At 42.4% G+C, this 20,646-nt stretch carries 14 protein-coding genes and 3 pseudogenes; 7 read left to right on the plus strand and 10 right to left on the minus strand.

Annotation, left to right across the window (positions count from 1 at the left end; translation table 11 throughout):
* Positions 1 to 218 precede the first annotated feature (218 nt).
* On the minus strand, positions 219 to 1,313 hold the full coding sequence (locus INE92_RS12415) for an N-acetylmuramoyl-L-alanine amidase family protein (protein WP_055235902.1): 1,095 nt from the start codon (positions 1,311 to 1,313) through the stop codon (positions 219 to 221).
* Positions 1,314 to 1,443: 130 nt separating this feature from the next.
* Here INE92_RS12415 and INE92_RS12420 point away from each other — a divergent pair, with 130 nt between their 5' ends.
* Both INE92_RS12420 and INE92_RS12425 read left to right on the plus strand, forming a co-directional pair.
* On the plus strand, positions 1,444 to 2,724 hold the full coding sequence (locus tag INE92_RS12420) for an O-acetylhomoserine aminocarboxypropyltransferase/cysteine synthase family protein (RefSeq protein WP_004306892.1): 1,281 nt from the start codon (positions 1,444 to 1,446) through the stop codon (positions 2,722 to 2,724).
* Between the two features lie 41 nt (positions 2,725 to 2,765).
* Positions 2,766 to 3,662: an MBL fold metallo-hydrolase gene (locus INE92_RS12425; RefSeq protein WP_195436709.1), complete on the plus strand. Its 897-nt coding sequence runs from the start codon at positions 2,766 to 2,768 to the stop codon at positions 3,660 to 3,662.
* Positions 3,663 to 3,868: 206 nt separating this feature from the next.
* Here the strand turns inward: INE92_RS12425 and INE92_RS12430 are convergent, their stop codons facing one another.
* The 5 genes from INE92_RS12430 to INE92_RS26910 all read right to left on the minus strand — a co-directional run bounded on the left by INE92_RS12430 (position 3,869) and on the right by INE92_RS26910 (position 9,824).
* Positions 3,869 to 4,789 carry a hypothetical protein gene (locus tag INE92_RS12430; RefSeq protein WP_149942545.1) on the minus strand — a complete coding sequence of 307 codons (921 nt, stop codon included), beginning with the start codon at positions 4,787 to 4,789 and terminating at the stop codon, positions 3,869 to 3,871.
* 340 nt (positions 4,790 to 5,129) lie between these two features.
* Positions 5,130 to 5,672, minus strand: coding sequence for a DUF4369 domain-containing protein (locus INE92_RS12435; protein WP_008641281.1), 543 nt, complete (start codon positions 5,670 to 5,672; stop codon positions 5,130 to 5,132).
* Positions 5,673 to 5,756: 84 nt separating this feature from the next.
* A complete protein-coding gene (locus INE92_RS12440; protein WP_009038683.1) occupies positions 5,757 to 6,623 on the minus strand; it encodes a BT1926 family outer membrane beta-barrel protein in 867 nt (288 codons plus the stop codon).
* Between the two features lie 26 nt (positions 6,624 to 6,649).
* The gene (locus INE92_RS12445; protein WP_008641279.1) at positions 6,650 to 9,253 is read right to left on the minus strand and encodes a hypothetical protein; all 2,604 of its coding nucleotides are present in this window, start codon (positions 9,251 to 9,253) and stop codon (positions 6,650 to 6,652) included.
* Positions 9,254 to 9,656: 403 nt separating this feature from the next.
* Positions 9,657 to 9,824: a hypothetical protein gene (locus INE92_RS26910; RefSeq protein ID WP_275952353.1), complete on the minus strand. Its 168-nt coding sequence runs from the start codon at positions 9,822 to 9,824 to the stop codon at positions 9,657 to 9,659.
* A 314-nt stretch (positions 9,825 to 10,138) separates the two neighbouring features.
* On the opposite strand from INE92_RS26910, the pseudogene INE92_RS12455 reads away from it, so the two are divergent.
* Together INE92_RS12455 and INE92_RS12460 are read left to right on the plus strand one after the other, a co-directional pair.
* A pseudogene (locus INE92_RS12455) lies at positions 10,139 to 11,369 on the plus strand (tyrosine-type recombinase/integrase).
* A gap of 19 nt (positions 11,370 to 11,388) precedes the next feature.
* Positions 11,389 to 12,600: a site-specific integrase gene (locus INE92_RS12460; RefSeq protein WP_015531521.1), complete on the plus strand. Its 1,212-nt coding sequence runs from the start codon at positions 11,389 to 11,391 to the stop codon at positions 12,598 to 12,600.
* Between the two features lie 64 nt (positions 12,601 to 12,664).
* On the opposite strand, the gene INE92_RS12465 is transcribed toward INE92_RS12460, so the two are convergent.
* Both INE92_RS12465 and INE92_RS12470 read right to left on the minus strand, forming a co-directional pair.
* Positions 12,665 to 12,958, minus strand: a complete 294-nt coding sequence (locus INE92_RS12465) for a helix-turn-helix domain-containing protein (RefSeq protein ID WP_004311261.1) — start codon at positions 12,956 to 12,958, stop codon at positions 12,665 to 12,667.
* A 12-nt stretch (positions 12,959 to 12,970) separates the two neighbouring features.
* On the minus strand, positions 12,971 to 13,174 hold the full coding sequence (locus INE92_RS12470; RefSeq protein ID WP_032849094.1) for a helix-turn-helix domain-containing protein: 204 nt from the start codon (positions 13,172 to 13,174) through the stop codon (positions 12,971 to 12,973).
* Between the two features lie 298 nt (positions 13,175 to 13,472).
* Between INE92_RS12470 and INE92_RS12475 the strand changes: the two genes are divergently transcribed.
* On the plus strand, positions 13,473 to 13,640 hold the full coding sequence (locus INE92_RS12475; RefSeq protein WP_004311262.1) for a hypothetical protein: 168 nt from the start codon (positions 13,473 to 13,475) through the stop codon (positions 13,638 to 13,640).
* A 195-nt stretch (positions 13,641 to 13,835) separates the two neighbouring features.
* On the plus strand, positions 13,836 to 17,384 hold the full coding sequence (locus tag INE92_RS12480) for a type IIG restriction enzyme/methyltransferase (protein WP_004311263.1): 3,549 nt from the start codon (positions 13,836 to 13,838) through the stop codon (positions 17,382 to 17,384).
* On the opposite strand, the pseudogene INE92_RS12485 reads toward INE92_RS12480, so the two are convergent.
* Positions 17,356 to 18,042: pseudogene (locus tag INE92_RS12485) on the minus strand (transposase); the annotation flags it as partial. The gene INE92_RS12480 and the pseudogene INE92_RS12485 overlap by 29 nt on opposite strands.
* A 232-nt stretch (positions 18,043 to 18,274) precedes the next feature.
* Between INE92_RS12485 and INE92_RS12490 the strand changes: the two are divergent.
* Positions 18,275 to 18,448, plus strand: a pseudogene (locus INE92_RS12490) (transposase); the annotation flags it as partial.
* Between the two features lie 3 nt (positions 18,449 to 18,451).
* Here the strand turns inward: INE92_RS12490 and INE92_RS12495 are convergent.
* Entirely contained in the window at positions 18,452 to 20,644 is a 2,193-nt protein-coding gene (locus INE92_RS12495) for a hypothetical protein (RefSeq protein ID WP_004311265.1), read from the minus strand.
* Positions 20,645 to 20,646 lie beyond the last annotated feature (2 nt).

Genomic DNA, 20,646 nt, shown 5'->3' on the forward strand with positions numbered 1-20,646 from the left:
AACGAAAAAAAAACGGCACCCCGATTCACATCGCAGCACCGTCACAACACAAACACAAAATAAAACACGACAAAACTACTATGCAATCTTCCTGTTATGCCGGGGAGGCATATTCACTAGCCTATATATATTCGCATACCTACAAGTAGCCATCAGGCGATTTGCATATATAAAACATTCAGATTTTTATTTTGTTCACGAAAGGAGAAGTAAAAATGTTATTTCTTCTCCTTGTAATCTTTCAGGAAGCCTTCCATCAGCCATTTTGCGAGTGCCTGACGATTGGAATTTATCACCAACCGACGCTGATCGAACGTATTCTGGATATTGCCCAACTCCACAAAAACGGAAGCGGGAGTGGTATGGGAAAGCACATATAAGTTGCGCCCGCTCACTGTGCCGGAAAAACCCCGATTAGGCTGATGCTTATCATATTTTGACTCAAACGTATCTTTCATATTATTCGCCAATCGTTTGCTGTCTCCTTTTTTATTCGAATAATAGAAAAATACATCCGTTTGTTTTCCCTTACTACGACTATCGATATGAATAAAAATCGCCCTGCAATAAGAGTGATTCTTACGGTCTTTCCGGTAAAGGGCATTTATTTTATCACAACGTTGCTGAAGGCGTTGCACTTGATTTAAAGGAATTGCATCCCCCATACAAGTCTCACGTTTACTGTTCGACAGATACGAATCATCACGAATACCATCTTTGGCATCTTGAATGATGATATGCACTTCGGCTCCTTCCTGCATCAGGTTACGTGCCAGACGGAGTGCAATATCATAAGCGTATTCATCTTCATGCAGTTCGTATCTACCCACTTTTCCAATAGCTCCCGGATCGGGACCTCCGTGTCCGCTGACCACATAGAAACAAGCACCGGCAAGACGGTTGGAAGTGACTTTCACATTAGCCAGTTGCTTTCCAAACAGAGGCTCATTGATGGTGGTTCCTATTTTTGTCGATTTAGCTTTTGAAGATGTTTGCTTTGTCCCGGCACCTTCGGAAGTTGTGTTCTTGGCACCCGTATTTTTGGCAGGAGTAGTCTTAGCAGAAGTAGTTGTCGATTTCTTTACCGGAGGAATAACATAAGTCACGCCTACTTTAAGCACATTATTCTTTCCCAGCTTCTGCTTATTCAACTCTATAAAATCGTCGTAATACTTCTTCGGAGAACGGTTGTGCCTCAACAGAAAAGAAGAGATGCCCTCACCCGCCTTCGGAGTTGCCTTCTGCTGCGCCCAAAGAGTTGTGCCCGAAAAAAGAAAAGCTAAGAATAAAAGAATATAGAGTTTATTTTTCATAACTACATTAACTATCTCCTTCGCAAGAGTTATCATTTCACTCATAAACAGGGCAAAAATACAATTATTTTCCCTACTTTTGCAGCATTAAAACATTTTTTGAAATAAAACATTAAAACCCGATAACATTATGGCAAAACAATTCAAACCGGAAACCCTGTGTGTACAGGCTGGATGGACGCCTAAAAAAGGCGAACCACGCGTATTGCCCATCTATCAAAGTACAACTTTCAAATACGATACCAGCGAGCAAATGGCCCGCCTGTTCGATTTGGAAGACAGTGGTTACTTTTATACCCGCCTGCAAAATCCAACGAATGACGCCGTTGCCGCCAAAATCGCCGCTCTTGAAGGTGGTGTAGCCGCTATGCTGACTTCCAGCGGTCAGGCTGCCAACTTCTATGCCATTTTTAATATCTGCCAGGCAGGAGATCACTTCGTTTGTTCTTCCGCTATTTATGGAGGCACGTTCAACCTGTTCGGAGTGACGATGAAGAAACTAGGCATCGATGTGACTTTCGTAAATCCGGATGCCAGTGAAGAAGAAATTTCTGCAGCTTTCAAACCGAACACAAAGGCTTTGTTTGGCGAAACAATTTCCAATCCTTCTTTGGAAGTGCTGGATATTGAAAAATTCGCACGTATCGCACACAGTCACGGGGTCCCCTTGATTGTTGACAACACCTTCCCTACTCCTATCAACTGTCGCCCGTTTGAATGGGGAGCTGACATCGTAGTTCATTCTACTACCAAATATATGGACGGACACGCTACAAGCGTAGGTGGCTGTATCGTAGATAGCGGTAATTTTGACTGGGATGCTCACGCAGAAAAATTCCCGGGACTTTGTACTCCGGACGAGTCTTACCACGGGCTGACTTACACGAAAGCATTTGGCAAAGGCGCCTATATCACCAAAGCAACCGCGCAACTGATGCGTGACCTCGGCAGTATCCAAAGTCCGCAAAACTCTTTCTTATTGAATCTGGGACTTGAGACACTGCACTTACGTATGCCTCAACACTGCCGTAACGCACAGAAAGTGGCCGAATATCTTTCTAAAAATGAGAAAGTAGCTTGGGTAAACTACTGTGGTCTGCCGGACAACAAATATTACAGCCTGGCACAGAAATATATGCCGAACGGTTCTTGCGGAGTCATCTCCTTTGGTCTGAAAGGCGGACGTGACGTGTCTATCAAGTTTATGGACTCACTGGAATTCATCGCTATCGTTACTCACGTAGCCGATGCACGCAGTTGCGTGCTCCATCCGGCAAGCCATACTCACCGCCAGTTGACGGATGAGCAACTGATGGAAGCCGGTGTACGTCCGGACCTGATCCGCCTATCGGTAGGTATCGAAAATGCGGATGATATCATTGCTGATATCGAACAGGCTTTGAACGCATAACAATACCGTAAAGGTATCAAATACAAAGAGAAGGCACGGGAATGAAAGATTTTCCGTGCCTTTTTATTTACCACAAAAAGAAAGTTAATTTCGAAGAGAATCATTTCAAATGTGAACCGATAAATCCTCCCGGATGTTTATCTTTGCAGGGAACCAAATTCTGCAGAGATATGAAAAAGAATCTATTAGTAGCATTCGTATTATGCCTTTCTTACGGATTTTCTTATTCCCATTCGTTTGATAAACCAATTAATCAGACAGCAAAGATGTCAAACTTTGAAATGGATTCGTTTACCACCAAGAATGGTAAAAGCTTGAAGATCACTTTCTTCAAACATGCCAGCTTATTACTGGATTATGCAGGACAAAAAATATTCATTGATCCTGTTTCCGATTATGCCGACTATACACAACAGCCGAAGGCGGATTTCATTCTGATTACGCATGAACATGGCGACCATTTCGATACCAAAGCAATAGCAGCTATCGAAACAAACCAGACCAAAATTATAGCTAATCCTAATTGCCGGAAAATGCTGAATAGAGGACAAGAGATGAAGAACGGTGATGTGCTTCAACTCGCCAAAGATATCAAACTGGAAGCCGTACCCGCCTATAATACGACTCCCGGCAGGGATAAATTTCATCCCAAAGGACGTGACAACGGATATATTCTGACTTTAGGAGGAACTCGTATTTATATTGCCGGAGATACGGAGGATATTCCGGAACTAAACCAGGTGAAAGATATTGATATCGCTTTTCTGCCGGTTAACCAACCATATACCATGACACCGGAACAAGCGATACGGGCAGCCAAAATCATCAAGCCACGTGTTTTGTACCCTTATCATTACGGAGAAACAGATATCCATAAAATAAAAGACGGATTGAAAAATGAGACAGGCACAGAAGTACGTATCCGGGCTTTGCAATAAGATATACGTAAATAATCAGAAAGTGGCTGAAAATATACTCACCTGAATATCCGAAAGGACCTTGAATAAAGTGCACCCCAAAAGTTAGATCTAAAACTTCTGGGGTGCACTTTAATATCTCAATAAGAATGATTTTCGCTTCAAGGGCTTTCCAAACATTCAGTCCCTTATAAAGAGCTTTTCCTTTTTTAATCAGTTACTTCCAATCACACAGCCTCGGCAGACAAACTGGAAATCACTGTATCCACCCAATATACAACTGTTCTATCCGCCGGCAAAACTCCTTCCAGATAAGGTGAATCGGATACCTCCTCCAACCATGCCGTAGTAATCGGTCCTCTTTCTCTTGTAGAACTTTGAGTTCCTAAATACGGACTAAAATTAAAAAACGTGTGTTGTTGCTCTACATTATTTTTATCTATATATGTAAAGACAAAAGCCTTTTTCTGTTTTCCACCCAATGAAGCCCACTCTATCCGGTATGTTCCTTCAACAAGAATTTGCTCATCCTCTGTCTTATAAATGAATTTCCCTCCTGTTCCTTCTTCAGATAAATGATATACATCATCCGGCCGCAAAATACAGATATCTCCTTTATTTATAAAAGAATAAGGAGCCATTGCCACATTTACTTTTTCCTGCAACTCGCTTTCCGAATCCAATGACAACATATCTTCACTGGGTCTGGAAACCTGAAATTCAGGTTGGTCGACGCACATAAATGTCAATACGCCATAAGAAACAGTCACAGGCAGGGTGACATAATTACCATCCTTATCAGTAACGGTAACCGTTACTTTCCCTTTTTTACCATGCGAACTAAGCCATAATCGGTTGTCGATGACTGTTGCTGTCACAATTGTTTCATCGGAGCTTTGTGCAGAGTAGCCACCTTTTCCATTGGCTATCCCGATATTCTCCGCTTCCCATCCGTTAAGATACAAGACTGTAGAAGAAACAGTGTTTGTACAAGTTCCTGTTTCGTCAACCAGTTCGGAACCACTAAATAAGATAATCTCTGCATCATCTTGACAGGCTGATACACAAAAAGCCATAACAGAAAGAAGAAAGAAGCCTAATAAAGTTTTTGTTTTCATATTTTCAGTGGTATGGTTAAATCCCGGCATATGCCATTGTTTTGCAAAGATATAAAGTATTTGTAAAAAACACTATCTTTGTATGAAAAGTTACCAATAGTACAGATCCACTAGATTCTTCCATACAGTGTAAGTTATATGAGATATACAACAAAAGGTCATTGAAAAGGACGTTCCCGGGGGAAAAAGGGAATGGGAAATACGGGAACGTCCTCAAAACATAACAATACAGAAATATGGACTTTCACAAGGGCGCATTTCTGTCTCTCTTATGCAACATTCCCTTCTATAAAAATATGGAGGAAATATCTGGAGAGGATATCATTATGTGGGAAATTTAGTTTATAGTCTTAAAAGCAATCTGATTGCATCAAAGTGATGAACGATAGGCAGTCCGAATATATTCTCCTACTGCATTGTCATCATTGATTTCTATGTATTTTTTCAATAAATCCGCAAATCCGAATTTTATTTGTTCCGTTTGCTTGTTCTCGCAGGCTGTAGAATATTCATCAACAGCCATGAGAAAATCCTGCATTCGTTCATTCAGCATTGTTCCTCCTGTACAAACCACATCGGAAATATAGGCTTGGATACTACCATTTTCTATGACAACAGGGAGGCGGTATTCCAGTCCCGATTTGTTGGCACGAATAGAAAGCACTTTTACTACGGGCGACACAATAGTCACCGTATCGGAAAAATCAAACTTTCCGTGGATTATTTCTGCACTATCTACCGGCTGCCCGTTCGAAACATCTTTCATATAAACCATTTTTCCTTCGAATTCGGGCAAAGGTGCACTGCCGTTAATCTCGTAACCTTTTATCTGATGCCCGGTGCAAGCCACTATCAGACATATTCCCGGAAGAAAAGATAAAAGTTTCACATATCTGTTCATTAAGCTCTTCATTCTTCTTTAAAAAAGAAAAGCCGTCCGCACTATCAGCTGAACGGCTTTCTCTTTTCATTCATACATTTGTATAATCATTCATCCTTAGAATCTGAATCCCAGTTTCACCACAGGCATTTCAAATATTTTGATATTGTGGTGACTGGCGTTATATTTATCAAATCCTTTCGGGCAAATCTGTATCAAGTCATAGCGATAAGCCAGAGGGTGCATTTCGAAACCGAAAACAAAACCTTTGGCAATGCTATACTCAATACCTGCTACGGCAGCTACTTTGAAACCGTACATCTGACCGGCTTTACTTCCGGAAACATAGACCTGTGACGGAAGTTCTTCCGAGTCGTCACTATCCTTGTAGGTGTCTCCGGTGTATGGTTCGGTCGTTTCAATGCGTGCCATCTGGAAGCCGAGTGCGCCTCCGAGATATGGATGAATACGTTCGTTGCGAGTCTTGAAATAGTAGTTGGAACCGACAGATACATACCAGTTGTTGGTCATCTGCGCATTGATATAACTTTGCGCAGGGATAATCATGTCAGGTACACTGTTGTCTCCTTCTACATAGTCTTTCTTAGGAGTGAGGCTAACGTTCATGCTGAACTGGAAATTTACATTCCAATTGTCAGACACGAAATACTTACCTTCAATTCCGGCTATATTGACCAGACTATTATTATTCAGACTCCCGATGTTCAGATAGCGGTTCAGATCGCCGGAGTTATCCTTCCCTCCATTGGGAAGTCCGACTACTCCTCCGTCATTGGAGAACTTAGGAAGCAGATAAGAGGTGTTCTCGTTAAAGAACTTTCCGCTACCAAGCAGGACTGAAACCTGCCACTGTCCTTTCTTCGGGGCAAACGACGCATCATCACTGCTGCTGTAACGCTGCGCCATTGAAGGCGCAGCTGTCATACAGGTCAGCAAAAGTAATGTGCATAGTTTTTTTATCATCTTGTTACTTTTACGTAGTTAGGGAATTATTTCAAGAAGATAGCAAGAAGTGCTTTCAATTGAGCGCTTGCAGCATCATAGTCTGCCTTGGCAGCATCATATTCAGCCTGTTTTACTTTGATCTTTTCCTGGATATTTGCAAATGTATCCTTGATATAATCATTATCAGTATAAGTACCTTCGGCCAACTTTTCTAAATTTCTTTCAGCAGTAGCCAAAGCTGCTTTTTTATCAAGAAGGCCAGTAACAGCTTTTAAATATTCAGCATTAATAGCTTCTTTGATTTCCTCCAAAGTCATATCTTTATAATCATCGCCCAACTCATCAAGGCTAGCAATATATTCAGAAATTGTAGACTCAATCTTATCTTTTATAGCATCTTTATAGTCATAATCCTCACTAACTTTCTTAATATTTGCCTCTACTTCCTTAAATACTTTATCATAAGCAGTTTTAGCATCAGCCAAAGCAGTCTCTGCTTTCGTTACATTTGCAGCCAATTCTGTTTTTTTCTTATCCAGCGTAGTTTGTTCTTTAGCTTTTTGAGCAGTAAACTCTGCTTTCAAAGCTTTATAGGTATCAGCCTGATTTATCACAGCTGTCAGACGTGCAGCTTCTGCCGTAGCATAAATAGAGATACCAAGAGTTCCATAGTCACCATTTTGCAATTCTGTTGCCAGTCTATTGCCATCAACTTCCTTAAGAACCATATCAGCTGACACAGCAACCCTTCTAGGTTCATTATCACGATTAAAGTTATCACCAAACACTTTTGTTGAAGCTTTTTTCCATGAGTCATATGGAACATCACCAGCAGATGCTCCAAGTTCAAGAAGCTTGTTTGCATTAGCTTGTTCTATTTTATTAGCTTTTGTCACAGCACCGGCTGTCCATTCTATTAAATTTAATTCTAGCCCTACAATTGACTTGAAGTTTGCCAAAGGATTAGCTATTATCCAAGCAGAAATTGCTTTTTTAGTATTGGTAGAAGCCTCTGTTGCTTCTGCTTTTGTACTTTTAAGCTCTTTATCCAAAGCATCCTGATAGTATTCAGCCAAGGCAGTAGCTAATTTACTGATATTAGCATCCTGTGTTCTAGCAGCATCGCCCAGTTTATTATAAGCAGCTATTGCAGTTTCGGCAGCTTTTTTTGAAGCATTTATATCAATAGCTTCAACTTCAATATATTTATCGCGAGCTTTCTCCCATGCCTTATAGTCAGCATCGTAAGTTTCATTCGCTTTTGTTGCTTCAGCATCTGCTTTCACGACTTCAAGTTTAGACCATGCAAGATCTTCTAAATCAATCCCTTGAGTAGCTGCATCAATAAGCTTATTCCAGCCATCAATCTGTTCTTGCGCCTTAGTAACTAGTACAGTTCTTGCATAGCTGAATTCACCTGTTGATTTATTATAGCCAGCTACTCCACCAGAAATACCATCAAAAGCATCATTCAGGCCTTTAAGAATGCTCTGATCTGCTTTCTTAGAATAAGCAGAAGCTACATTAGTAGTAGTATTAACTTTAGCAAGAGCATCCTTAGCATCGGCTAATTTTTTCTCTGCAGTAGTTTTGTTCTTTTCTAAGTTAGGATTAGCAACTTTTAATTCTTCTTTTTTAAGTTCATATTGTCGTTTCTGAACATCCAATGTTGCCATTTCATCCTTCAGCTTTTTAACCTCTGTTTCCCAATCAGCTAATGTAGTATATTCATTATCCAAAATAGCCTTATATCCATCAGCTGTTTTTTGTGCTATATTCAAATTGGATTCAGCGATTTCCACAGCATTCTTCAATTTAGCCTCGATGTTTCCATCAGCTACCCAATTAGGATAGTCCGCCAACTGTTCCTGAAGTTTCTTCAAGCTGCCTTCTGTATATCCGTTATTTGCATTATCCGGATTTTGTGTAATTACATAATATGTAATATACTTTTCATCAGTACCAGTAGTAGTTGTTGTTCCAGCTCCTTCGCCAACACTTGTCTGTGAACTTGTTGATTTAGATACAAGTCTTTGTTCAGTCTCAACTTCTGTCGTTGAATATCCATACATAGCCTTATCCATAGCTATCTTAGCATAAGCAACTTTTGCCTCTACAACATTTAAACGTAATTGTTCTTCATCTGTCAGCAACAACTTGGAAGCTTCAATCTGTTCCATAGCTTGTTTGTAAGCTTCCTGTGCTTTAGCAGTGGCAGTTTCGGCAAGAAGCATTTTTTCCTTATACTGCTCAACAATCAATGCCTTTTCATTTTCCCACTTAGTTTTGTCAGCTTCCGCTTTTGCAATGGCAGCTTCCGCTTCTGCTTTTGCTTGTGCAGTAGCAGCTTCTTCCTTTTCAATCAGGAGTTGCTTCAACTGAATATCCAGTTCATGCAACTGCAAATCAATTTCTGCAGATTTATTCTGAAGTGCCAAACCTGCATTAACTAACTCTTGCTCTGCAACCTGTGCTTTTCTCAATTCAGCCTCTACAAGCTCAACTGCAGCTTGAGCTTTGATAAAATCAGACTTTGCTCCCCTAAGTTCTGCAATGCCTTCCGGTTCATCGGTATCAATACATCCCGTGAATGTCGCTGTCGTACCTGCCATGAGCAAGGTTGCGACTAAATACGTCCATTTTCTCATAAAAGTAAATTAAATGTTATACAATTAATAAATAAAAAATTTGTTTGTACTAATTCATGATTTATTTCGCTTCACTCCCCCTCTTCCCGTTACTTTGTAGGTAACGGGAAAACCCTTGTGCCTGCTCTTTTAGAGTAGTCTATACTAGAAAATAATACGATATATGACGAATCTTCTTACCCCTGCTTATGAGAAAAAGTAGAGGGGCGGGAAATCTATTGCAAAATTTAGACGTTAACAAAGCTCTAAGACAAAGAATCCACGTGTTCTTCTGTGTTTATTCCTATTTTGAGTAGTTTATTAGAAAAAATGTACGATTTTGTTTGGATGTTTTAAGAAATATGCTCATATTTGCAGCGTCTTTTCTTCCCGTTACCTACAAAGTAACAGCACTATCAATCAACTACTTGCCACAAACATAGCTCCTCTTCAGCGAAGATAGAATCGTCACATTCGCTTCATCTATTTTCTTATTCTTAAAAGGTTTTAGATAAGTCTCTGTGACGATAATGGATGAATGTCCCATCGCCTCTGAAATAATGCCTGGATGTATCTCGCAATAATATGCCATTGTAGCCCAAGTATGCCGAGCCGTATAAGTAATATTTAGAAATGCAATAAAAAACAGAATGACGATAATTAAACGTAAAACGTTTATAATTAAGCATTTTGCGAGAATTGCAGAACAGACAGACCTGCAAAAGAAAACAAAATATTGCGACGTTTCAGTTACCAGACTGTTAGCCGCCTGTTTCGGAAACGACGGCAGGTAACCGAATTTTTACCGATAAGAACAAAGCGGATTTGTATTCACTGTTTCTCAATGTTTTGCATGCCAAAGGACGCTTTTCAAAGGAGTATTTTTACAACCTAAAAAAGAGCGTTATGAAAGTGGAAAAATTCAAGGTGCTGCTCTACCTGAAAAAGAGCGAGCCGGACAAGACCGGCAAAGCCCCGATCATGGGACGGATCACCCTCAACCGCACGATGGCGCAGTTCAGCTGCAAGCTCTCCTGCACCCCCGGGCTGTGGAACGCGCGTGAGAGCCGGCTGAACGGCAAGAGCCGGGAAGCGGTGGAGACCAATGAAAAAATAGAAAGACTGCTGCTTGCCGTACACTCGGCCTTCAATTCCCTCATGGAAAGAAAAAGGGATTTCGATGCCGCCGCGGTCAGGGACATGTTCCAGGGCAATGCGGGCATGCAGATGACCCTGCTCAAACTTCTCGACCGGCATAACGGGGAAATGAAGGCCCGTGTCGGTGTGGACCGTGCGCCCACCACACTCTCGACCTACCTCTTCACCTACCGCACGCTTTCCGAATTCATCAAGGCGAAATTCAAGGTTCCGGACCTTGTCTTCGGGCAGCTCAACGAGCAGTTCATCCGCGACTATCAGGATTTCATCCTTCTGGAAAAAGGGATATGCCGTGGACACGCTTCGCGGCTACCTGGCCATCTTGAAAAAGATCTGCCGCATCGCCTACAAGGAGGGCCACTCGGAGAAATACCATTTCTGCCACTTCAAGCTGCCCAAGCAGAAGGAGACAACACCGAAAGCACTCAGCCGTGAGAATTTCGAGAAGCTGCGTGATCTGGAGATACCGGAAAAACGCAGGTCACATGTCATCACCCGGGACCTCTTCCTCTTCGCCTGTTACACCGGCACCGCCTATGCCGATGCGGTAAGCATCACCCGGAAGAACCTCTTCCGGGATGACGAGGGCAGCCTCTGGCTGAAATACCAGCGAAAGAAAACCGACTACCTCGGACGTGTCAAGCTGCTTCCGGAAGCCGTCGCGTTGATTGAGAAATACCGGGACGATACCCGCGAGACTCTTTTCCCGCCGCAGGACTACCACACGCTCAGGGCCAATATGAAATCCCTGCGCCTGATGGCAGGGCTGAGCCAGGACCTTGTCTACCACATGGGACGGCATTCTTTCGCCTCGCTGGTCACGCTCGAGGAGGGAGTGCCGATAGAGACCATCTGCAAAATGCTGGGACACTCCAACATAAAGACCACCCAGATATACGCGCGCGTAACCCCGAAGAAGCTGTTCGAGGACATGGACAGGTTCGTCGAGGCAACCCGCGATTTGAAACTTATCCTTTAATCCCTAAACAATCATTATCATGCGCAGTACATTCAAGCTCTTATTCTACATCAACCGTAACAAGGTGAAATCGGACGGCACGACCGCCGTCCTCTGCCGGATCAGCATCGACGGAAAGAAATCGGCAGTCACGACAGGCGTCTATTGCAAACCCGGGGACTGGGACAGCAAGAAGTGTGAAATCAAAACAGCCAGGGAGAACAACCGCCTTGCCGCCCTCCGCAGCCGGTTGGAAGAGGCGTACGGGAACCTGCTGAGGAACCAGGGAGTGGTCACGGCCGAACTGCTCAAGACCACCGTGTCAGGCGCCAATTCCGTACCGGAATACCTCCTGCAGGCCGGAGAGGTGGAACGCGAACGGCTCAGGGTCCGCTCCAAGGAGATCAACTCCACTTCCACCTACCGCCAGTCGAAGACCACCCAGCTCAACCTCAGGCAGTTCATCGAATCCCGCGGGATGAAGGACATCGCCTTTTCGGACATCACCGAGGAGTTCGCCGAATCGTTCAAGGTCTTTCTCAAGAAGGAGCTGGGACACAGGAACGGACACGTGAACCACTGCCTGTGCTGGCTCAACCGGCTCATCTACATCGCCGTGGACCGGGAAATACTAAGAGCCAATCCGATAGAGGACGTGGCATACGAGAGGAAAGAAACACCTAAACTAAGGCATATCAGCCGCAGTGAACTGAAGCGGATGATGGAAACCCCGCTGCCCGACCCGATGATGGAGCTGGCACGCAGGACGTTCATCTTCTCCTCGCTGACCGGTCTGGCCTACGCGGATACGAGGGCTCTCCATCCCCGTCACATCGGAACGACTTCGGAAGGAAGAAGGTATATCCGCATCCGCCGCGCCAAAACGGATGTGGAGGCGTTCATCCCGCTGCATCCCATAGCCGGACAGATACTGGAGCTTTACAACACCACGGATGACGACAGGCCGGTATTCCCGCTGCCGGTCCGCGACGTCCTCTGGTATGAGGTACATGGAATGGGCGTGGCATTAGGCATGAAAGAGAACCTGTCCTACCACATGGCCCGGCATTCGTTCGGGACCCTGACACTGACCGCAGGTATTCCGATAGAGAGCATCGCCAGGATGATGGGCCACACGAACATCGACAGCACGCAGGTCTACGCCCAGGTCACCGACCGGAAGATATCCTCGGACATGAACCGGCTGATGGAAAGAAGAAAGCCCGCGGCCGGCAAGGAAGCCGCAGGCTAAATAAAAACTGCCGCCGGAATCGTAAATGCAATTCCGGCGACAATCCTTAAACTTAAATACGATATTATACCAATGCAGGGTGATAGTTCTCCTCCAGCAGCCTCTCGATGTCCGACTGCCTGTACAGGATCTTCCCGCCAAGCTGGATATAGGGAATCCGTCCTTGGTCCCTGTAATCCTGCAGGCACCTGCGGCTGATCTTCAACATCCCGGAAAGCTCCCTGTCGGTCAGGAACCGTTCCCCGTTGAAGGGAGGACGGTTGTCACGGGCAAGACGTTCCACTTTTTTCTCCATGTCGTCCAGCAGGGCAAAGAACCTGCGGACACGTTCGTTCTCCTTGTCGATAATGCCTTCCATCTCTTCCGCTCTTTAAAGGTTTCCGTTCTTCCTTCTTTCTCTCACCTCCTTCTCCTTGCGTCTGATGCCGACGTAGACCATCAACTTCTCCACATCCCCGGGCTTGTAATAGAACTTGCGCTGGAGGCGGGTGAACGCCAGCCGTCCGGTATCGCGGAGAGTCTGCAGGGTACGCGGCGAGATGTCAAGGCGCAGGCAGACATCCTGGCCGTCCAGTCACTCTCCGGGTTCCTTACAGCGGTTTCTCTCATACAATCTGTCCACACGTGCGGACAGGTTCTCGGCGCGCGCCAGCATCCTCTCAAGGACACCGGCCTCGATGTAGCATATTTCCATATTTTCAACTCGTTTAAATATCAGTGCGAATATAAGGGAAGAAACCATGAGAGGCAAGCACGACCGGCACACTGGCAGGAATAGTCATGGATAGTCGGTTTTTGTCATATGGGAAGGAAAAAGAAAGCCGAAGCAGGTCTGGATCCACTACCCCCTTTGGGTATGTGAAAGGAACGTTGTGGTGAAAGAAAAAACTCCTTTTCACACATGGATGAGGCAATGCCGGAAGTCCGGCAATAAAAAATGTGGCTTCTCTATCCGGGTAAATGCCATGATTACAGACTTCTTCCTGTTCCTATACCATCAGGTCGGTTACCTTCAGGTTAACAACTTATCCAACCTGTGATAGATCCGGATGTGAAAAGATTACTTTGGCTGGCTATTACAATATAATAAGTAGAATCATGTCAAATCTACTGCTGCTATTGTTTGTTGATAATGGCTGGCAGTAGAACAAACTTTCGTTAAACCAATACGTTCATTCTTTATTATCAAGTTTTTAGACTACCTTTGTATTTTATTAACTCATTTACCAAACATTATGGGACTACTCAAACCGAATCAAGTTTTGAACAAAGCATATAGACAGGTTGCGATTGAAACAACAGATTTTGACTTATTCAAAAATGCCCTTCGCACATTGAGAGACAATATTGTGGATGGGCAAAGAGAACACACGCAAAAAGAACATTTACGTAATTTTCTGAGTGAAACGTTCTACAAGCCATACTACATGGCTCCCGAAGAAGATATTGATTTGGCTATCCGATTGGATAAAACTATCAAGTCCAATATAGGGTTATTGATTGAAGTAAAGAGTACCACCAACAAAGGTGAGATGATTTCTAATGACAATCTTAATCGTAAGGCTTTGCAGGAATTATTGCTATACTATCTTAAAGAACGTGTCAATAAGAAGAACAATGATATTAAATATCTCATCGCTACTAATATTCATGAATTCTTTATTTTTGATGCCCATGAGTTTGAACGCAAATTCTATCAGAACAAACAATTACGTCGTGAGTTTCAAGACTTTGTGGATGGACGCAAAACCAGTAACAAAACCGATTTCTTCTATACTGAAATTGCAACAACCTATATTGAGGAGGTGAAAGATAGCCTTGAATACACTTACTTCAACTTACAAGACTATCAACACCTGCTTGATAGAACAGACAGTAGCGCTTCACGCAAACTTATCGAACTTTATAAGATATTCAGCGATACACATCTTTTGAAGCTATCGTTCCAAAATGACAGCAATTCGCTCAACCGTGGATTCTACACTGAGCTGCTACACATTATTGGTATTGAGGAACGCAAAGAGAATAATAAAACCGTGATTGTACGCAAAGCTGTGGAACGGCGTGACGAGGCTTCATTACTAGAGAATACTATTAACCAACTGGATGCAGAAGATTGTTTGCGTCACATAAATGGTCGTTTGTATGGGAATGATTATGAGGAACGGTTATTCAATGTTGCAATGGAATTGTGTATTACTTGGATGAATCGTATCCTTTTCTTGAAACTGTTGGAGGCTCAGATGTTGAAATACCACAATGGAGATGCAATCTATAAATTTCTTTCAATAACTAAGATTCATGACTATGATGATCTCAACACACTCTTTTTCCAAGTGCTTGCACGTGACATGGGCAGCCGCACACACTCCATTATGCGTGATTTTGCTTACGTTCCCTATCTTAACAGTTCTCTTTTCGAGGTGACAGATTTGGAAAGTAAAACAATTAAGATAAACAGCCTTTCACAACGTACGGTACTTCCTGTCTTGGCGAGTAGCGTATTACGAAATAAAAAACGCAATCTACAAGTCAACGCATTACCCACCCTGCAATATTTGTTTGCTTTTCTCGACGCTTATAACTTTGCGAGCGAAGGCAGTGAAGAAGTGCAAGAAGAGGCTAAAACACTCATCAATGCTTCTGTTTTAGGGCTTATATTCGAGAAAATAAATGGTCACAAGGATGGTTCAGTATTCACTCCAGGCTTTATCACTATGTTCATGTGCCGTGAAGCAATCACCAAGACCGTGTTGCAAAAGTTTAATGGTTATTATGGCTGGAATTGTACCACCCGTATAGAACTATACAACCATATTGACAATATAGTCGAAGCTAATGAACTAATTAACAGTTTGCGACTGTGTGATCCAGCTGTTGGTTCGGGTCACTTTCTTGTGTCTGCTCTCAATGAACTGATACTCTTGAAATACGAATTAGGTATTTTGGTAGATGCTACCGGTAAGCGTATCCGCAAAGCGGACTATCAACTTGCCATTGAAAATGACGAGCTGATTGTTACCGATACCGAAGGTAATTTATTTGCTTACAACCCACTCAATGCGGAAAGTCGCCGCATGCAGGAAACTCTTTTCAAGGAGAAGCGTCAAATCATTGAGAACTGTTTATTTGGCGTTGATATTAACCCCAACTCTGTGAAGATTTGCCGCCTACGACTGTGGATTGAATTGTTGAAGAATGCTTACTATACGGCTGAAAGTAATTACACTTATTTAGAAACCTTACCAAATATCGACATTAACATCAAATGTGGAAATTCTTTGCTTCACCGATTCGCTTTGACAGACAGTATTCAGACCGTACTGCGAGAGTCTAGTATCAGCATCAGCCAATATAAGGAGGCTGTAGCTAAATATAAAAATGCCCAAAGTAAAAGCGAAAAGCAGGATTTGGAAACGTTTATAACAGAAATCAAGTCGAAACTGAAAACAGAGATCAACCGCCGGGATGCACGATTGGTTAGATTGAACAAACGCCGCTCTGAGTTGGCAAACTTACAAGCGCCTCAACTGTTTGAACCGACAAAAAAGGAAAAGAAAGCGTCGGACAAGCGCATTGCCGATTTAAAGAAAGAAATTGCGACTTTAGAAAATATATTTGAGGAAATACGCTCCAACAAAATTTATCTTGGTGCATTCGAATGGCGTATAGAGTTTCCAGAAGTACTCGATGCCGAAGGCAACTTCTTGGGATTTGACTGTATCATTGGCAATCCACCTTACATTCAGTTACAATCTATGGGTAAGAGTGCCGATGTATTAGAATGCATGGGTTACATAACTTATGCACGCACTGGTGATATTTACTGCCTCTTCTATGAGTTGGGTATGAACCTGCTTACTCCCAATGGTTTTCTTTGCTATATCACGTCTAATAAATGGATGCGTGCAGGGTATGGTGAAGCCTTGCGAGGTTATTTCGCAAGCAAGACCAATCCTATTATGTTGGTAGATTTTGCAGGTATAAAAATATTCGATGCAATAACGGTAGAAGCAAATATTCTTTTATCTCAAAAAGCAGCAAATATTTTTAACACACAAGCTTGTTTGGTACAAGATTCGAATGGCTTGAATAATTTGAGCGATTTCGTGCAGCAACAAGGCGTGAAGTGTAACTTTGCAGATTCTATCCCATGGGTGATATTGTCTCCCATTGAACAGAGCATCAAGCAGAAGATTGAGTCTGTGGGAATACCCTTGAAGGATTGGAACATCCAAATCAACTATGGGATAAAAACTGGTTTCAATGATGCTTTTATCATTTCTACCGAAAAGCGTGATGAGATACTAGCGAATTGTCAAACAGAAGATGAACGTGTTCGGACGGCTGAACTTATACGACCGATTCTTCGTGGCAGGGATATCAAGAGATATGAATATGAATGGGCGGACTTGTGGATTATAGCCACATTTCCTTCGCGGCATTATGATATAGAAAGTTATCCTGCGGTGAAAAATTATCTTCTGTCAATTGGCATAGAGCGTTTAGAACAAACAGGAGAAACTCATATTGTTAATGGCAAAAAAATAAAAGCCCGAAAGAAAACTAGTAACGAGTGGTTTGAAACACAAGATAGCATCAGTTATTGGGAGGATTTTTCTAAGCCAAAAATTGTATGGAAAATAATCGGAAACCAAATGGCTTTTGCATATGATGCCAACAATTATGTAATGAACAATGCCTGTTATATTATGACAGGCGATCATTTGGATTATCTGTTGGCAGTATTGAATTTTCCAATAACTGAAGTAACCTTCGTGTAATCATACGAGTCTGTGATTTCCTGCGTTTACGCAGTTTGCTATAAGCAAGATAGGCACGGCGTACATCAAGATACTTGTTACGGGGACGTTGTATGTGCAAGGTCTGGCAATGTTTGCACAGATGACGATGAAGCCATACAATACCTTCCCATAAGAGTTTGGTATCAGTAGGAAAACGCAGATGACTTTCATAACAGGTGGCATCGGTCATACAGACATGAAGGTTCTCAAGATAAGGTTTCCAATGCTCGGCAAGAATGAGCTGGAGGGGCTCAACGTCAAGGCGATGCGCTAGTTCCTGACGAATTGCACTAACGATTTTAGGATTGGTTAGTGGATGAAGCGGATCAATCTGAACACCACAAAACAACTGGTAATGAATATTACCGTTTAAATGCTCAATCAGTTGTGCATCGGAAAAGTTGGTATAGGACTTCAAGACCATCAAGGCTATTTTACCTTCGGGAGAAAAATAACTTTTACGACCCAAAGCAGAGGACTTCAAATGCATTTGTCGGGCCAGTTCCGAGAAAGGAAACAGAGCATGGAGGCGACCTAATTCACTCGTTGCAAAACTTTGACGATATTTTTTTAGCATATCGAACTCGGTAAAACCTAAACGAGGTTCGATTTCTGAGATTTTTTGTATCTTTACCATGTGTTTTTATTTTAGATTACCCCCGTTTTGGCCGTCAAACCGTTTTTTGGGGGGAATGCTTAAAGATACAAAAAAGGCAACTAACTCGCAATGAATTAGTTGCCTTAAATTTTATTATTTTAGGAATATCCCTGTTTTAATGATTGGTGTCTGGAACTGGTTGAGGAGTTATACTATAGACATTTACTGAATGTCCCTGTATAGTGTCGATAATATTAAAGAAAAACTTGTTATCTCCCTATATGCCAAAGGAATGAGCGTGTCAGACATAGAAGAGGAGATGCGTGAAATCTATGAGATAGAACTGTCCACATCAGCTATTTCCATCATCACGAACAAAGTCAACCAGGCTGCTCAGGAATGGCAGAACCGCCCTTTGGATCCGGTCTATCTCATCGTTTGGATGATTCTACCTATTTTGACTTTTCAGCCTATTAATTGTTTTGGTAACTTCGTTCATTAGCTTTTGATTGGAAGTTCTAAATGTGTTAAGTTCTTTGATTATATCTGCTTTATTATAGTATAAATTATACCAGCCTAATGTTTCAGCAGCCAATATGCGAAGTTCTTCTTCTTGGCTTTCATTTTTTATAATGTTCAGTAATGGCTCAATAGCTTTAGCAATAGGTTTATTTCGGAACCTACTTATTTCGCTTTGTATCTGTTTGGTAGTACTTTCCGGACTGTCAATAAGTGCAAAATCTCTTTCAAGTCCTTTCTTTTGGCGAGGAAGGTATTCTAACAATTCATTCACATAGGAAGAATCGTAGAAAGACCAATCGGCAGCCTGTTTCTTCAATTCATTCAAAGCCATATCATGGTCGAACGTGTTGATAGCACTAAAAATTCTGAAACGATGGCGGTTTTCATGTCCGCGTAATAAATAGCTTTCTATCCATGCCGGCAACAATTCCGGATTGCAATTCTTTTCAACGTATTCCACCGCATAACGACGGATCAGTTCATAACTGTCGTTCATGGCTGTCTGCAATACATCGGCAACCTCTGTCGGATAGTTCAAAGCTAATAGGCGTAATGCTTCCAACCGCACAACGAAATAGTTCGATTCGTGGTAACTTTTCTTCAGCAACTCAACGAGACCACTATAATTTGCCATTGACAATTGACGGAGCGCCATTGCCTGCATGTCAGCCATAGGGGAATTCAGCTGTTTTTTCCAGAATGTAACATTTCCTTCCTGCGCAACTAAAGCTTGGTTGATGTCCATATCCAGCCCGGCATTATTGGTGAAGTGAAAAGTCGGGTCACCGATCAGATGATTTTCCAAGAAGCAGGTAAAACGAGTGAACTGCCCGATGCGCATACCGGCAGCTAACAAGCCGAGAAATTCATCCGGCCATTTATCTTGAATGGTGTTAACCGTACATCCCATAGTAGCAATGGTCTTACCCTTATTGAATATATAAGAGCCTACAATGTTGTCATCCAAATGGAAAGAACCGTTGAAACAAGCATCGAACAATATAAAACGCGCATTAGGAGTCAAAAGACGAATATCTTCAGTATAGATATCCATATTACGGTTTACAATGGAATCCGATTTTATTTTCTCCTCATCGAAAGCTTCCGCACACCAACTTTCAGGCACCCCATACTGCTTGGCATATTCTTTGATAGCAGCTTCACGCCCATGTTTCTTGGCGTATGAAGGCACTTTGCTTCGCAAGAATATTTTGGCATTCTCAATACTCAAATTAATACCGGAACCATTTTCATAGCCATTGATATACTGCATGGTGGGGCCACCGTGGTGATGGAATAGCATGACATCTAATCCTTCGCGCTGAATCTCGTTCAAGTATAATGGTTTCATCGGATAGCGCATGTTAAAATCATAGAACTTCACTGTATTACCCGATTTGAATATTTGCGGCAATTGCTCACGTAAGGCTATTTGCTCACCGCTCCATGCCAAAGGATCTTCAGAATTGTAACCATGGCCACGGGCCATAGTCAGTTGGTCAAATGCATTTTGCTTTGCTTTTTCGGCAACTGCCTTTTTTAAGTAATCGCGTAGCATCTGATAACGGTTCTCACCTTCTAAATGTAATGGACGGATACGGGCCGAATAAATATCCGGTGAAATATACTGTTTAGAATCAGCACGCAATGTCATATAATGATAGTCAGGTATCAAACTGTCTTGTTTAATATAATCAAATTTTAATCCGAAGTCATCATAATAACGGTCGGAAGGAACGCTTGATTTCTGCCAATTGGCTTTGGGAGACCTTTTGAAAGCCGAAGATAGATGATGTGCATCACGAATCATTGGAATAGGGATGTCACCTATAAATACGCAACCCTCCAAAGGCGTTTTCTCATTCTCATGCAATTTGACAAGTTGCTCACGAATAGGTTCGGGCCTTTTCCAATCATCAATTAGCAAGTAAGTACCTAAACCTTCTTTTTCTATACTGGTACGATAAGCATCAATTTCACTTTTCGCTTCATCATAACTTTTCTGATCGACTACAATTGCAAAAGTAGTCTTTGTTTTTATACTAGGATGTACAACTGTTTGCGCCTGCATATCCTGTAAGCACAAAGCGGTAATTGCCAAAAGGATGTATTTATTCATAT

Source organism: Bacteroides xylanisolvens (assembly GCF_018289135.1).
Classification (GTDB): Bacteria; Bacteroidota; Bacteroidia; order Bacteroidales; family Bacteroidaceae; genus Bacteroides; species Bacteroides xylanisolvens.

Excerpts from the sequence above, each read along its gene's own strand:
- INE92_RS12495 (WP_004311265.1), bottom strand. The coding sequence starts at position 20,644 with ATGAATAAATACATCCTTTTGGCAATTACCGCTTTGTGCTTACAGGAT.
- INE92_RS12460 (WP_015531521.1), top strand. The coding sequence starts at position 11,389 with ATGCGCAGTACATTCAAGCTCTTATTCTACATCAACCGTAACAAGGTG.
- INE92_RS12420 (WP_004306892.1), top strand. The coding sequence starts at position 1,444 with ATGGCAAAACAATTCAAACCGGAAACCCTGTGTGTACAGGCTGGATGG.
- INE92_RS12430 (WP_149942545.1), bottom strand. The coding sequence starts at position 4,789 with ATGCCGGGATTTAACCATACCACTGAAAATATGAAAACAAAAACTTTA.
- INE92_RS12435 (WP_008641281.1), bottom strand. The coding sequence starts at position 5,672 with ATGAAGAGCTTAATGAACAGATATGTGAAACTTTTATCTTTTCTTCCG.
- INE92_RS26910 (WP_275952353.1), bottom strand. The coding sequence starts at position 9,824 with ATGGCATATTATTGCGAGATACATCCAGGCATTATTTCAGAGGCGATG.
- INE92_RS12415 (WP_055235902.1), bottom strand. The coding sequence starts at position 1,313 with ATGAAAAATAAACTCTATATTCTTTTATTCTTAGCTTTTCTTTTTTCG.
- INE92_RS12465 (WP_004311261.1), bottom strand. The coding sequence starts at position 12,958 with ATGGAAGGCATTATCGACAAGGAGAACGAACGTGTCCGCAGGTTCTTT.
- INE92_RS12480 (WP_004311263.1), top strand. The coding sequence starts at position 13,836 with ATGGGACTACTCAAACCGAATCAAGTTTTGAACAAAGCATATAGACAG.
- INE92_RS12440 (WP_009038683.1), bottom strand. The coding sequence starts at position 6,623 with ATGATAAAAAAACTATGCACATTACTTTTGCTGACCTGTATGACAGCT.
- INE92_RS12425 (WP_195436709.1), top strand. The coding sequence starts at position 2,766 with ATGAAAGATTTTCCGTGCCTTTTTATTTACCACAAAAAGAAAGTTAAT.
- INE92_RS12445 (WP_008641279.1), bottom strand. The coding sequence starts at position 9,253 with ATGAGAAAATGGACGTATTTAGTCGCAACCTTGCTCATGGCAGGTACG.